The 13,311-nt window shown below is 61.2% G+C and carries 13 protein-coding genes; 7 read left to right on the top strand and 6 right to left on the bottom strand.

The genetic code is table 11. The annotated features are described in order from the left end of the window. Window positions 1-6: 6 nt before the first annotated feature. Window positions 7-954, bottom strand: coding sequence for an RHS repeat-associated core domain-containing protein (locus ACMGF5_RS07200; protein ID WP_187306313.1), 948 nt, complete (start codon window positions 952-954; stop codon window positions 7-9). A 111-nt stretch (window positions 955-1,065) separates the two neighbouring features. Then, window positions 1,066-1,947, bottom strand: coding sequence for an RHS repeat-associated core domain-containing protein (locus ACMGF5_RS07195; RefSeq protein WP_119687902.1), 882 nt, complete (start codon window positions 1,945-1,947; stop codon window positions 1,066-1,068). 409 nt (window positions 1,948-2,356) lie between these two features. Between ACMGF5_RS07195 and ACMGF5_RS07190 the strand changes: the two genes are divergently transcribed. From ACMGF5_RS07190 to ACMGF5_RS07180, 3 genes are all read left to right on the top strand, one after another. Next, window positions 2,357-2,605, top strand: coding sequence for a hypothetical protein (locus ACMGF5_RS07190; protein ID WP_119687901.1), 249 nt, complete (start codon window positions 2,357-2,359; stop codon window positions 2,603-2,605). Window positions 2,606-2,623: 18 nt separating this feature from the next. Further along, entirely contained in the window at window positions 2,624-2,896 is a 273-nt protein-coding gene (locus ACMGF5_RS07185) for a DUF3077 domain-containing protein (RefSeq protein WP_012316633.1), read from the top strand. Window positions 2,897-3,079: 183 nt separating this feature from the next. After that, entirely contained in the window at window positions 3,080-3,655 is a 576-nt protein-coding gene (locus ACMGF5_RS07180; protein ID WP_115273077.1) for a DUF2780 domain-containing protein, read from the top strand. A gap of 19 nt (window positions 3,656-3,674) precedes the next feature. Here ACMGF5_RS07180 and ACMGF5_RS07175 read toward each other — a convergent pair whose 3' ends face one another. Beyond that, on the bottom strand, window positions 3,675-4,562 hold the full coding sequence (locus ACMGF5_RS07175; protein WP_281868240.1) for an acyltransferase: 888 nt from the start codon (window positions 4,560-4,562) through the stop codon (window positions 3,675-3,677). Between the two features lie 182 nt (window positions 4,563-4,744). Here ACMGF5_RS07175 and ACMGF5_RS07170 point away from each other — a divergent pair, with 182 nt between their 5' ends. The 4 genes from ACMGF5_RS07170 to creD all read left to right on the top strand — a co-directional run bounded on the left by ACMGF5_RS07170 (window position 4,745) and on the right by creD (window position 8,996). Then, on the top strand, window positions 4,745-5,245 hold the full coding sequence (locus ACMGF5_RS07170) for an ATP-dependent zinc protease (RefSeq protein WP_012316630.1): 501 nt from the start codon (window positions 4,745-4,747) through the stop codon (window positions 5,243-5,245). Between the two features lie 200 nt (window positions 5,246-5,445). Next, window positions 5,446-6,126 carry a two-component system response regulator CreB gene (gene creB / locus ACMGF5_RS07165; RefSeq protein WP_115273075.1) on the top strand — a complete coding sequence of 227 codons (681 nt, stop codon included), beginning with the start codon at window positions 5,446-5,448 and terminating at the stop codon, window positions 6,124-6,126. Further along, window positions 6,126-7,559, top strand: coding sequence for a two-component system sensor histidine kinase CreC (creC, locus tag ACMGF5_RS07160; RefSeq protein ID WP_115273074.1), 1,434 nt, complete (start codon window positions 6,126-6,128; stop codon window positions 7,557-7,559). Before creB ends, creC begins: the two co-directional genes overlap by 1 nt. 108 nt (window positions 7,560-7,667) lie before the next feature. Continuing rightward, a complete protein-coding gene (gene creD, locus ACMGF5_RS07155; RefSeq protein ID WP_125924601.1) occupies window positions 7,668-8,996 on the top strand; it encodes a cell envelope integrity protein CreD in 1,329 nt (442 codons plus the stop codon). A 153-nt stretch (window positions 8,997-9,149) separates the two neighbouring features. On the opposite strand, the gene ACMGF5_RS07150 is transcribed toward creD, so the two are convergent. From ACMGF5_RS07150 to ACMGF5_RS07140, 3 genes are all read right to left on the bottom strand, one after another. Beyond that, window positions 9,150-9,773, bottom strand: a complete 624-nt coding sequence (locus ACMGF5_RS07150) for a glutathione S-transferase (protein ID WP_046787524.1) — start codon at window positions 9,771-9,773, stop codon at window positions 9,150-9,152. 3 nt (window positions 9,774-9,776) lie between these two features. Further along, window positions 9,777-10,445 (bottom strand): peptide-methionine (S)-S-oxide reductase MsrA, encoded by a 669-nt coding sequence (gene msrA / locus ACMGF5_RS07145; protein WP_046787525.1) that lies wholly within the window; start codon window positions 10,443-10,445, stop codon window positions 9,777-9,779. A gap of 105 nt (window positions 10,446-10,550) precedes the next feature. Then, the gene (locus ACMGF5_RS07140; RefSeq protein ID WP_046787526.1) at window positions 10,551-13,241 is read right to left on the bottom strand and encodes a putative bifunctional diguanylate cyclase/phosphodiesterase; all 2,691 of its coding nucleotides are present in this window, start codon (window positions 13,239-13,241) and stop codon (window positions 10,551-10,553) included. Between the last annotated feature and the right edge of the window lie 70 nt (window positions 13,242-13,311).

Genomic DNA, 13,311 nt, shown 5'->3' with positions numbered 1-13,311 from the left:
ATCTCTTTATTGGGGGCGCGGCACTCTGATACTGACACTCTTATCATTTAGCCACGCCGTATCGGGTGATTGTGATGCCATGCTTTTTCGCCATAGTGCTTCTCCGGCGTTGGCAATCGCTTCGTTTTGGTTCATGAGTTCGGCAGCCTTGCTGCGATAATCCAAGCTTGGCGCTTTGTTGCCTTCTTCATGCAGCCTGATCAACACTCCAATTTCCGCGCGATTGCGTTTGAAAGTCCCTAGGTCCGTAGCTTTGATGTGGACTTTTTCAATTGAGCTGCCGGGGTTGCGGAATACCTCCAACACGCTGACGTGCGTAGAGCCTTCCTTGACAGGGTTGTCTGCCAGGACCCTGCGTGGCTTTTGCAGTGTCGAGTCGATCAGCGCCTTACGGTGAGCTGATTTGTCGAACCCTGGGGGTCTCATCCAAGTACCCGCTGAACTCGCCATGTTCTTCTTCGTCTGCAGGATTTGGCCATTGCGCAGATACAGACGTACATGGCCGCTTGGGTCGCTGCTGTTGACCGGGTCGCCTTCGCAATAGCAGTAAGCATTCAACCCACCCTGCCCGAATGGGCTCCAGCTGTCTGCAGCCAGGAAACGTCTCAGGCGCGGAGAATAGCTGCGGTATCCAAGCCCAAGTAGGTAGGAGGCCGCACCTGGCACGTAAGCTTCGCCATTGAATCCAAGCGTTATTCGCATCGAGGGCAAGTTCGGATCATGCCCGTAGGCTGAAAAGTTGTGGCCTTCCAGGTCCTCCGTATCTTGAACGTTGAGAACGGAACCCTTGTCATCGGTTGCCAGCAACCCAGTGCCAACTGTTTCGCCGGTTTGAACCTCAGCCAAGGGCATGTCGTCATTGCGCAAGATGGAGCGTTGCTGGTTGCCCTGTTTTACGGTGACGAGCTTCCCGTTTTGGTAGAAAAAAAGTGAGCTGTTCGCGGACTGATTCATGATTCGGTCACCTGTTGATCTAATTGTCGATTTTGGTTCTGGCGCTGGTCTGAGTTGTAATGATGGTTGATTTGGTGAGCGTGGCAGGCAAGCCATATTGTACGAGTGCTGTTATTCGTGGCGAATGTCGCGGGCAGTTTGGGACGGCCATACGTCTTGATTGGGCGGAGCCGAAGTAAATTGTGGTGCTGGCTCTAGCCTGTGTTTGGTAGTTAAATCTTGGATACGCTGTTTTCTTTTATTAAAAATTTCAAGTCTTTCTGAGAATAACTTAGCGGGTACAGTTGAGAGGTCGTATGTATTAAAATCTCGGAGGTCGGATTGCTGCAGTTGCAATAGGCCTTGACGCTCAGAGCGAGCTATCTGCTGTATATATGGATTTGTTGAAGGTTCTGTTTGTTTTCTTGCCGTTTCCGCTGGGCTATTTTTTCGTGATGTTTCCTGTTCAACCGGAATGCGCTGCGATTTGGGCGTGCGACCAAAAAATTTGTTTTTGATGCCCTTGTAGAAACTTCTGAACGGCTTGAGAAAAACAGGTACGTGGCCGGAGGGGTCAACTTTCCCTACAGGGTCACCGTTACAATACATGTAAGAATTCAAGCCGCCCTCCGCGAAGGGGCTAAGGCCGTCAGGAGCATAGAAACGCATCAGAGCAGGGTCATAGGTGCGATATCCATTACCTAGCACGTAGTGTCCATATGGTGTCGGATGCTGGCCGTTGAACCGTAATATAGCGCGCGCGCTAGCGTTGGCAGCGTCGTGCCCATAAGCGGTATACACCAGTGGTTCTCGTTCTCCGTTGCAACTTCTACCCAGTACAGAGCCACTTTGGTCTATAGCTAGAAGGGCAGGGCCTCCCGCCAGTTTGATATCACTTTCTGCTAGTGGAGCCTCGCCAGTACGAAAGATCGCGTGCTGTTGCGCAGCTTGTTTGATGGTGATGAGCTTTCCATTCTGGTAGAAAAATTGTGCAGTATCCGCCTGCCTTTTCATTAAGGACCTCCCGGGACCATCACTAGTGCTGATTGGTACTACAGCAGGATATTGGTCGCGAGCGAGATCGGCGGCTACTGGCAAAAATGATAGGTATGCGGAAACTGCCCACGTAGCGATGGGTAATTTCCTACTTACTCGTTGAGGTAGTAGGAAATACCCTACGCATTCTGTCGACCGCCGTCTGATTGCCCCTGGAATCCTCACCCTCTAGCCTGTTCGAGTCGCTGAATGGTTCAGCGATCGGGTGTGGAAACCCGGTAGTCATGTGGAAGTTGTCGTTATGGCAGCTGTACGCGGGAGGTCTTCGGACCTGCCGGGTTTTCCACATGCCTGGTTTTCCACCCCGTGTACAGCTGCCGCCCAATGTGTGGAAACGAAGGGGGCAGCTCACAAATGTGGAGCCGTCATGAAAAAAATAGTCCCCGATCCACCCAGCCTCAAACTGTTCAACACCCTCTATTCCTCCATCCACCCCGAGCTGATCCCACCCGAGGCCTTGGCGGTCGCCAGCGAGATGCTGCTGGGTATTTCGGAAGTCGTCGGCGAGTATTGCCGCGCGCATACCGGCGAGCCGGGCGTGCACATGCTCACCAATGCCGTGCACAGCGCCGATACCGCACATGCGTTGATCGAGCATGCGCTTGAGCGCATGTGAAGGTTTGGGGGCAATACGATGAGTGAAGACACACACGCAAACATGACCGTTGGCGTCGAGACGTTCTGCGAGGCCGGTGACAAGCCCTGCCATATTTTCCGGGTGATGCCGGGCGTGCCGTTCGAGCACGCCTATGAACAGGTGTCGGTGCTGCTGGGGTACATCAAGCACCTGGTGCGCGAAGGTGATATGGAGGATGACCACAAGCTGCTCGGTGCGGCGGATTACCTGAGTGCGTTTGCCAAGGCAATCATGGATGACATCGAAATTGCCCGGAACAGGGTGCGTTGATTACCTGAGGCTGGCAGTCAGGCTGCTGGGGCCGCTTTGCGGCCCTTTTGCGACACGAGGCCGCTCCTGCAGCTGAACGGTGGCTGATGCGGGCCTGCCCGATGCGCGGCCCGGAACAAACCTCTGAACACTCAGTCGAATGCCTCGTTTCCCAGGCCATTCCGGCCTATGAGGTCCCCCCCGATGAAAGCATTCACCCTGGCAACCCTGATGACCCTGGCCGCAAGCCCGGTGTTCGCCTTCAACCTCAGCGATGCCGCCAATGCTGTGTCGGCCGTGCAAAACCAGAATCAGCAAGCCCAGGTGCAGGCGCCTGAGGCCCAGGCCAATCTGCTCAACACCCTGGGCAGCGAACTTAACATCACCCCGGAACAGGCCGTGGGCGGGGCAGGGGCGATGCTGGGGCTGGCGCGCAACAACCTGAGCAGTGACGACTACGGTCAGCTGACCCAGGCTGTGCCGGGGCTGGACTTGCTGTCTGGCGCCGCCATGCTGGGCGGGTTGAGTGGGCTGGGCGAAATGCTGGGCAAGAACAGCCAAAACCAGTCGGCATTGAGCAATGCATTGGGTAACAACGTTGAGAACCGCAGCGACCTGGACAATGCCTTCAAGGCGCTGGGTATGGATACGGGCATGATCGGGCAGTTCGCGCCGTTGATTTTGCAGTACCTGGGCCAGCAGGGGATTGCCGGTTCATTGCTGCAGAATCTGGGCAGCCTGTGGACTACCCCGGCGCCTTTGGCTCAGCCGTCGGTGTGAGGGCCTTATAGGGCCGCGGTCAGCCCATCTCCCCGCGCAACTGCTCGATCCGCTGGTCCTTCTCAATCCACAGCTGATTCACCCAGGCCTGTACTGCCTGGCGGAACGCCGGATCATTCTCGTAATCCCCTGCCCACAGGGCAGGGTCAAGCTCTCGCACCTGAATGTCGATGATCACCCGGCTGATGCTGCCGTTGAGCAGGTCCCAAAACCCCGGAGCCTTGTTGCCGGGGTAGACGATGGTCACGTCCAGCAGCGCATCGAGCTGCTCGCCCAGCGCCGCCAACACGAACGCCACGCCGCCGGCCTTGGGCTTGAGCAGGTAACGGTATGGCGACTGCTGTGCCTGGCGTTTGGCCTCGGTGAAGCGGGTGCCTTCGAGGTAGTTGACCACAGTCACCGGCTGGCGCTTGAACAGCTCGCAGGCGGCTTTGGTGATTTCCAGGTCCTTGCCCTTGAGCTCGGGGTGCTTCTCCAGAAACGCCTTGCTGTAGCGCTTCATGAACGGGTAGTCCAGGCCCCACCAGGCCAGCCCCAGCAGCGGTACCCAGATCAGCTCCTTCTTGAGGAAAAACTTGAAGAACGGCGTGCGGCGGTTGAGGCTTTCGATCAGTGCAGGGATGTCTACCCAGGTCTGGTGGTTGCTCACGGCCAGGTAGGAGGTGTCCTTGCGCAGGCTCTCGACGCCGCGGATGTCCCACTGGGTAGGGATGCACAGGGCAAAAATGGCCTTGTCGATTTCCGACCAGGCTTCAGCGACCCACATTACGGCAGCGGAGGCATAATCACGCCACCGGCCCGGCAGCACCAGTTTGAGCAGGGCGAAGACCAGCAGCGGGCAGATCAGCACCACGGTGTTGAGCAGCAGCAGGATGGTCGTAAGAATGCCGGTCAGCAGGCGACGCATAGGGAAACTCTTGTTGTGGGATTTGAACGGGCGGCAATGATAAGCAGCGCCGCAGCCTACGCCAAATGTCCAATGCCCAGCGGCGCGGACAAATGTTTCACATTATGTTGTTTACCCTTGTGACAGCGAACCTATCCTGCTTGCACAGTCTAAGCACTGACCCCATTCAAGGAAGCCTGCCTGTGAAACCAATGCTAGCCCTGTTGTCGCTGTTGGCGCTGCCGGTAATGGCCGCAGAACCTACGCTTTACGGCCGTTATGAGAACATCTCCCTGCCTGAACTCGGCGAAACCCTGAAGGCCAAGATGGACACCGGGGCCTACACCGCTTCGCTGTCGGCCAAGGATATCGAGCGCTTCACGCGCGATGGCGAGGATTGGGTGCGCTTCCGCCTGGCGACCAAGGAGTCCGACGGCAAGGTGTACGAGCATAAGGTTTCGCGCATCAGCAAGATCAAGAACCGCGCCGACGAAGACGATGAAGGCGATGCGCCCGAGCTTTCGCGCAGGCCGGTAATCGACCTTGAGTTGTGCCTGGGGGATGAGAAGCGCACCGTAGAAGTGAACCTGGTCGACCGCAGCAGCTTCAACTATCCGTTGCTGGTGGGGGCCAAGGCATTGCGCGAGTTCAAGGCTGCGGTAAACCCGGCCAAACGTTTCACTGCGGGCAAGCCTGACTGCTGATCCGCAGGGCGACGCGCTCTTCATGTAGGAGCGGCCTTGTGTCGCGAAGGGGCGCGCAGCGGCCCCAAAATATCCACAGCAGCACAGATATTGGGGCCGCTGCGCGCCCCTTCGCGACACAAGGCCGCTCCTACAGAGGATTGCGTCTTCATTGAAACTTGCCTATATGTCCAGCTTCGCTCTCAGCAAGGCCGGATGCCATGCCCCACATTCTCATCGTCGAAGACGAAGCCGCCATCGCCGATACCCTGATCTACGCCCTGCAGGCCGACGGCCACAGCACCGCGTGGGTGACCCTGGGCACCGCGGCCCTGGAGCAGCAGCGCCAGCGGCCGGCCGACCTGGTGATCCTCGACATCGGGCTGCCCGACATCAGTGGTTTTGACACCTGCCGCCAGCTACGCCGGTTCACCGAGGTGCCGGTCATGTTCCTCAGCGCCCGAGACGGTGAAATCGACCGGGTGGTAGGCCTGGAAATAGGCGCCGACGACTACGTGGTCAAACCCTTCAGCCCGCGGGAAGTGGCGGCTCGGGTGCGGGCGATCCTCAAGCGCATGGCGCCACGGGCCGAGCCACCCGCCGAAACGGCAGTGTTCCAGCTCGACACCCTGCGCATGCTGATCAGCTACCGCAGCCAGCCGCTGAGCCTGACCCGCCACGAATTCCGTTTGCTGCAATGCCTGCTGGAGCAACCGCAGCGAGTGTTCAGCCGCGAACAGTTGCTCGATGCGCTGGGAGTGGCCTCCGACGTGGGTTACGAGCGCACCATCGACAGCCATATCAAGAGCCTGCGCGCCAAGCTGCGGCAGGTGGCTGCCCATGCCGAACCGATCCAGACCCACCGTGGGCTGGGTTACAGCTACAGCCCGGAACACGCCTGATGCGCCTGGGCATTCGGATCTTTCTGGTGTACTTCCTGTTCGTCGGCTTGGCGGGTTACTTCCTGCTCAATACGGTGCGCGAGCAGATTCGCCCCGTGGTACGCCAGTCTTCCGAGGAAACCCTGGTAGACACTGCCAACCTGCTGGCCGAGATCCTTCACGATGACGTCAAGGCCGGCACCCTTGCCCAGAGCCGCCTGCCTGAGGTGCTCAAGGCGTATGGCTTGCGCAGCCCCGGCGCGCAGATCTGGGGCCTGGCCAAGAACCAGGTCAGCCACCGCATCTACGTTACCGATGCCCAAGGCATCGTGCTGCTCGATTCCAGCGGCCAGGACCTGGGCAAGGACTATTCGCGCTGGAACGACGTGTACCTGACGCTGCGCGGCCAATACGGTGCCCGTTCCACCCGCAGCGTCGAAGAGGATGAAAGCACCTCGGTGATGCACGTGGCCGCGCCGATCGTTGACCAGGGCAAGGTTATCGGCGTGGTCACCGTGGCCAAGCCCAACAGTTCACTGCAGCCGTACATCGACCGTTCCGAACAGCGTTTGCTTGGCCTGGGGTTGGGGCTGATCGGCATGGGCCTGTTGGTCGGCGCCGCGCTGTCCTGGTGGCTGGCCCGCTCCCTGCGCAGGCTGGCCCGCTATGCGCAGGCGGTCAGCGAAGGCCAGCGCGCCGCGCTGCCTTACTACAAGGGCGGTGAGCTGGCGCACCTGGCCAATGCGGTGGAGCGCATGCGCACACAGCTTGAGGGCAAGGCGTATGTCGAACGCTACGTGCATACCCTGACCCACGAGTTGAAGAGCCCTTTGGCGGCTATCCGCGGTGCGTCTGAATTGCTCCAGGGTGATATGCCGGCCGAGCAGCGGGCGCGTTTTGCCGGCAACATCGAGCGCGAAAGCGAGCGGCTGCAGCAGATGATCGAGCGGTTGCTCAACCTGGCGCGGGTCGAGCAGATGCAGGCGCTGGAAGATGAGCAGCAGGTTGCCTTGGCGGCGTTGGTCGATGAGCTGCTGCTGGCGCATGCCGCCCGCATCGACGCAAGCGGCTTGCAGGTGCGCCAGCGGGTGCCGGCGGGGTTGTGGCTGCTGTGCGATCCGTTTCTCATGCGCCAGGCATTGGCCAACCTGCTCGACAATGCGCTGGATTTCACCCCGCCGGGCGGCGCGCTGCTGTTCGAGCTGGAGCGCGATGGTGAGCGTGTGGCGCTGAGCCTGTTCAATCAGGGGGAGGCGATACCCGCCTACGCCATCGGCCGGGTTGCCGAGCGTTTCTATTCGCTGCCGCGGCCGGGGAGTGGGCGCAAGAGTACCGGGCTGGGGTTGAACTTCGTGGCCGAGGTGATGCAACTGCATGGCGGGGCGCTGGCGGTGAACAACGTCGATGGCGGGGTACGCGTCAGGCTTTGGCTGCCGGAGCGGCGCATCAGCTGAGGTTGTCGGGGCCGCTGCGTTGCCCCAAAAAACACCGAATCTCCACACAATCTCCCCAAGGCCTCCACGCAGGGCGCAGACACTGCGCCCACTGCCACAGGAGGCCCCATGAACAAGACCCTCGGTTTCAAGCTCGGCACCATTGCCCTGCTGATTTTGCTGTTGCTGATTCCCCTGTTGATGATCGACAACCTGATCGACGAGCGCCAGAACCTGCGCGACGGTGTGTTGCACGACATCGCCCGTAGCGCCAGTTTCGACCAGCAGATCAGTGGCCCGCTGCTGGTGGTCCCGTACCGCAAGGTGCAGCGCCGCTGGATCGACAAGGACGGCCAGAGCGTGCAGGAAACCAGCACTATCGCCGGCCACTTGTACTTCCTCCCGGAAACCTTCGATGCAGACCTAGGGGTGGACACCGAACTGCGTAAGCGGGGTATCTACCAGGCGCGGCTGTTCCATGCCCAAGGGCGTCTTTCGGGGCGTTTCCAGCTGCCGGAGCGCTGGGGCATCGACAAGGACTTCGATGACTACCGCTTCGACAAGCCGTTTCTGGTGGTTGGCATCAGCGACATCCGCGGCATTGAAAATGCCCTGGAACTCAACATCGATAACCAGCGCCTGGCGTTTGAAGCCGGTACCGGGCTGGACTGGCTGCGCAGCGGCGTGCACGTCGCGCTGCCGCAACTGGATGGCCAGCAGGCCCGCGGGTTCAACTACGGTTTCGATCTGGCACTGCAAGGCACCGGGCAACTGCACCTGTTGCCAGTGGGCCGCACCAGCAGCGTGGACATGCGCGCCAACTGGCCGCACCCCAGCTTCGTTGGCAGTTACCTGCCCAACCGCCGCGAAATCGACGACAAAGGCTTCAGCGCGCACTGGCAGACGTCATTCTTCGCCACCAACCTCGAAGATGCCCTGCGCCAATGTGCCAGCGGCGGGCAGTGTGCGGAGTTCAGCGAGCGGACCTTCGGGGTAAGCTTCATCGACCCGGTGGACCAATACCTCAAGAGTGAGCGGGCGATCAAATACGCGTTGTTGTTCATCGCCCTGACCTTTGCCGGTTTCTTCCTGTTCGAGGTGCTGAAGAACCTCAGTGTGCACCCGGTGCAGTACATCCTGGTGGGGGTGGCCCTGGCGTTCTTCTACCTGCTGCTGCTTTCGTTGTCCGAGCACATCGGGTTTGGCCTGGCATATGGCCTGTCGGCCTCGGCCTGCGTGTTGCTGCTCGGCTTCTACCTGAGCCACGTATTGCGCAGCCTGGTGCGTGGGGTGGGTTTTGCGGCGGGGTTGGCGGTGTTGTACGCGATGCTCTATGGGCTGCTCAGTGCCGAGGACTATGCGCTGTTGATGGGGTCGCTGCTGTGCTTTGGCTTGCTGGGTGTGTTCATGGTGCTGACCCGTCGCCTGGACTGGGCGCGGGTGGGGAGGGCGGCATGAGGGAGGACAGAGAGATCGGGCGGTGGCTGGCTCGCAGGATTGGGCAGTTGTTTCCTGTGATACCCCGCTGAGGCCGAGGGTTGCCTTGCGGCCCAATCGCCGGGAAGCCGGCTCCCTCCTTGCGGGGACCGGCTTGCCGGCGATTGCGGTGTATCAGGTGTCGGGTGCTGTGGCGACCATCGACGGCCGCTTGGCCACCTCGGCATACCACGCTGCCAACCCGGGCTGACGCTCACGCCAGCCAAAACCAGGCTGACGCAGGTCCAGGTACCCAAGCGCACAGGCCACGCCAATTGCGGCCAGATCAAAGCCGGATATCAGCTCTGCCAGGTGCTCCTGCTCCAGGTTGGCCAGGCTGCGGCGGATTTTCTCGCTCTGCGCTTCAAGCCAGCCGTCCCAGCGCTTGTCCTCAGGCCGCAGGACGCTCTCATAGCGGCTGGAAACCGCCGCATCCATGATCGCATCCGCCTGCGATACCAGCGTCATGCGCCGCCAGCGTGCCGAGCCCTCGCGCGGCAGCAACGGCAGGCCGACATGCTGCAGGTCGAGGTATTCGCAGATGACCCGGCTGTCATGCAACACAGTGCCGTCTTCCAGGCGCAGGGCCGGGATCTTGCCGATCGGGTTGCCGTGGTTGAGCTGGTCGTCGCCGCTGACCGGGGTGATGTTCACCCCCTGCAGCGCAACGCGCTCAAGCTGCCCGGTTTCGTGCAGCACGACCATCACCTTGCGCACGAATGGCGACAGCGGTGAGTGGAACAGGGTCATCGTGCTCATGGCTCAGTTGCCTTGCAGGCTGGGTGGCAGGCACACGCCGGTGCCGCCGATACCGCAGTAGCCGTCCGGGTTCTTGGCCAGGTACTGCTGGTGGTAGGCCTCGGCGAAGTACACGGTTGGCGCCTGGTCGATTTCGGTGGTGATCTCGCCGTAACCGGCCTTGTTCAGCTCGGCCTGGAAGGCGTCGCGGCTGGCGTTGGCTTCTTCGAGCTGTTGTGGCGAGGTGCAGTAGATGGCCGAGCGGTACTGGGTGCCGACGTCGTTGCCTTGGCGCATGCCCTGGGTCGGGTTGTGCAGTTCCCAGAACATCGCCAGCAACTCGCGGTAGCTGACCTTGTCCTTGTCGAACACCACGAGTACCACTTCAGTGTGGCCGGTCAGGCCCGAGCAGACTTCTTCGTAGGTGGGGTTCGGGGTGAAGCCGCCCGCATAGCCGACCACGGTGCTGACCACGCCTTCACGCTGCCAGAAGCGGCGCTCGGCGCCCCAGAAGCAACCCAGGCCGAAGATGGCGAAGTCGATGCTGCCTTCAAAGAACGGGCCGAGCAGTGGAGTGTCTTTGAATACGTAGTGGAACTCGGGCAGGGACATTGGCGTTTCGCGGCCAGGCAGGGCCTGCTCCGCGGTTGGCATGACGTTTTTGTTCACCAGGATTTCCGAACGCAGGACCATGGCCGTTCCTCTGTGTTTTTCAGTTGGACAGGTGTTGGCCTCATCGCCGGCTTGCCGGCGATGAGGCCCGAATGGGCTCTATAGTGCCCGAGGATTACGCAGCTGTCAGGCCATCGGACCGCGCGGATAGCGCTTGAGTCTTTCGGCCAGCTCCCGGCCCGGGATCGGCCGGTCGAACAGATACCCCTGGCCCACATCGCAACGGTGCCGGCGCAGGAAGGCCAGCTGCTCGGGCGTCTCGATCCCTTCTGCCACCACCTTGAGCTTGAGGTTGTGGGCCATGGCCACCACCGCCGAGGTGATCTCCATGTCGTCCTGGTTGTCGGGGATTTCGTTGATGAAGCTGCGGTCGATCTTGATGATGTCGATCGGGAATTTCTTCAGGTAGCTCAGCGACGAATAACCGGTGCCGAAGTCATCCATGGCCAGGGTCAGGCCCAATGCTTTCAGTTCGTCGAGCTGACGGTGGGTGTCCTCGGTCGCTTCCAGCAGCAGGCCCTCGGTCAGCTCCAGCTCCAGCAGGTGCGCAGGCAGGGCTTCCTCGTGGAGGATCGAGGCGATCGAAGCCACCAGGTCGGGGTCGGAGAACTGCTTGGGCGACAGGTTGATGGCCACGTGCAGGTTGCCCATGCCGGCCTCGCGCAGTTGCTGGCTCATGCGGCACGACTGGCGCACCACCCACTTGCCGATGGGGATGATCAGGCCGGTTTCTTCGGCCACGCTGATGAACTGGTCCGGGCGGATCATGCCGCGCTCGGGGTGGTTCCAGCGCAGCAGTGCTTCCAGCCCCAGCAGGCGGCCGCTGCGCAGGCACAGCTTGGGCTGGTAGAACACCTCCAGCTCGTTCTGGGTCAAGGCGCGGCGCAGGTTGTTCTCGACGAACAGCTTGTAGCTGGCTTCGGCATTGAGCACTTCGGTGAATACCTGCACCTGGTGCTTGCCGTTGGCCTTGGCCTTGTGCAGGGCCAGGCCGGCATTCTTCATCAGGGTGGTCGGGTCACTGCCGTGCAGCGGCGCACAGGCCAGGCCAACCGAGGCGGTGACGTTGATCAGCTGGTTGTCGACGAACATCGGCTTGTCGAGGGTGCGCAGCAGTTGCTGGGCGACGCCCTGGCCGTCTTCCAGGCTGGTGTCGTCGAGCAGCACGGCGAATTCATTACTGGCAAAGCGGGCCAGCACGCCGCCAACGCTGAGGCTGTTGCGCAGGCGCCGGGCCAGGCTGATCAGCAGCTTGTCACCGGTCTGGTGGCCAAGGCTGTCGTTGATCCGCTTGAAGTTGTCGATGTCCACCAGCAGCAGGCAGATCGGGCTCTGGGCATCGCGGGCGAAGCGCTCGTCAAGGCTGCGGATGAACGCCGGGCGGTTGCCCAGGTTGGTCAGGTTGTCGGTGTAGGCCAGGCGCTCGATGCGTTGCTGGGCCAACTTGGTCTGGGTGACGTCTTCGTAGATGCCGATGTAATGGGTCAGCTCACGGTTGTCGCCATACACCTTGGAAATCGACAGCTGGCCCCAGTAGGGCTCAAGGTTCTTGCGCCGGCTTTTGAATTCGCCCTGCCAGCTGTTGCCCATGGCCAGGCTCGACGGGGTATCGAACAGCAGTTCGCTGAGGTTCTCCAGCGCCGGCAACTCTGCCAGGTGGTGGCCTTGTACCTCATCGGTGCTGTACTGGGTGATCGCGGTGAAGCTGGGGTTGACGTACTCCACCACGCCGTCGCGGTTCACCAGCAGGAAGGCGCTGGCGCTTTGCTCCACCGCACGCTGGAACAGGTGCAGGGCGCTGGCGGCGGTACGCCGGTTATGGTTGGTGATGACCTGGGCGAACTGGTCGGCCAACTCACCGGCAAAGGCGATTTCGTCCGACTGCCAGGCCCGCGGCTGGCCAGTCTGCTCCAGGCACAGCACACCAACCACCTGGCCATCGACGCGGATACTGGCATCGAGCATGGCATTGTTGTCGGCGTACAGGCTCTCGGCCAGTTCACGGGTGCGCGGGTCGTGGTTGGCGTTGTGGGCATCGATGGCGCGGCTGGCGTGCAGGGCGTCGAGGTAATCGGGGAAGCGGCTGGCATCGATCGCTTCGGGCAGGCGATGCACTTGCTCATTGCGCAACCATGCGCTGATCGGCTCCAGGCGCTGGTCTTCCAGGTGCCAGATGCTGGCGCAGTCCACCTTGTAGATCTCGCAGGCGCTGCGGGTAATCAGCTGGGCGGCTTCGAGCAGCGAGTTTTCCGCGCTGTAGCGCTGGCGGGCGAGGCGCAGGATCAGGTCCTGCTGGCTGCGTACGCGCTCAAGGTGTTCCAACTGCTCCTGCTGGGCGCGCTGGTTGAGTTGCAGGGCAAGTTGCAGGCGGCTGTTACGCGATTCGAGGTCGTCGGCGTCCACTTCGACAGCGTCTTCAGGCTGGTCGTCGAGTACCGTCAGAAAGCCGCGTAACAGCTGGCGGTTGTGCTGCTTGTAGGCTTCACCCGCTTCGAGCAGACGCAGCGAGCGCGGCTGGGCGTGCAGGGTGTAGCGCACCCGATAGTAGCCGCGAGTGCTCAGTTGCCGCTGGATCTCGTCGTGCAGCCGGTAGCGGGCTTCAGGCTCCATCAGGCTGGCGTACGGCGAATCGATCAGCGCGCACAGCTGGGAGGCCGCCAGCCCGAACTGGCGTTCGCAGGCCGGGTCCAGGTAAAGCATTGCCCAGGTGGCTTCGTTGAGCCTTTCGAAACGCAGCATGCCGAGCCGTGAAGGCACGGGAAGCTGCGTGACGACCTCGGCCGCCACACGGCTGGCGGCATCGGGTTGGCTTTTCATCGAAGACTCGCTTGAAGAGGGTGACGCGGCCTGGGCGGCGGCGCATCTGGCAAGGTTGCATCATGTCCCG

The organism is Pseudomonas sp. BNK-15, from assembly GCF_047456105.1.
GTDB lineage: Bacteria > Pseudomonadota > Gammaproteobacteria > Pseudomonadales > Pseudomonadaceae > Aquipseudomonas > Aquipseudomonas putida_E.
The sequence above is the reverse complement of the archived record's forward strand: the minus strand, read 5'-3'. Positions and strand labels throughout refer to the sequence as shown.

Coding starts and splice junctions, on each gene's coding strand:
- ACMGF5_RS07200 (WP_187306313.1), bottom strand. CDS start 954: ATGAATCAGTCCGCGAACAGCTCACTTTTTTTCTACCAAAACGGGAAG.
- ACMGF5_RS07195 (WP_119687902.1), bottom strand. CDS start 1,947: ATGAAAAGGCAGGCGGATACTGCACAATTTTTCTACCAGAATGGAAAG.
- ACMGF5_RS07190 (WP_119687901.1), top strand. CDS start 2,357: ATGAAAAAAATAGTCCCCGATCCACCCAGCCTCAAACTGTTCAACACC.
- ACMGF5_RS07185 (WP_012316633.1), top strand. CDS start 2,624: ATGAGTGAAGACACACACGCAAACATGACCGTTGGCGTCGAGACGTTC.
- ACMGF5_RS07180 (WP_115273077.1), top strand. CDS start 3,080: ATGAAAGCATTCACCCTGGCAACCCTGATGACCCTGGCCGCAAGCCCG.
- ACMGF5_RS07175 (WP_281868240.1), bottom strand. CDS start 4,562: ATGCGTCGCCTGCTGACCGGCATTCTTACGACCATCCTGCTGCTGCTC.
- creB (WP_115273075.1), top strand. CDS start 5,446: ATGCCCCACATTCTCATCGTCGAAGACGAAGCCGCCATCGCCGATACC.
- creC (WP_115273074.1), top strand. CDS start 6,126: ATGCGCCTGGGCATTCGGATCTTTCTGGTGTACTTCCTGTTCGTCGGC.
- creD (WP_125924601.1), top strand. CDS start 7,668: ATGAACAAGACCCTCGGTTTCAAGCTCGGCACCATTGCCCTGCTGATT.
- ACMGF5_RS07150 (WP_046787524.1), bottom strand. CDS start 9,773: ATGAGCACGATGACCCTGTTCCACTCACCGCTGTCGCCATTCGTGCGC.
- msrA (WP_046787525.1), bottom strand. CDS start 10,445: ATGGTCCTGCGTTCGGAAATCCTGGTGAACAAAAACGTCATGCCAACC.
- ACMGF5_RS07140 (WP_046787526.1), bottom strand. CDS start 13,241: ATGAAAAGCCAACCCGATGCCGCCAGCCGTGTGGCGGCCGAGGTCGTC.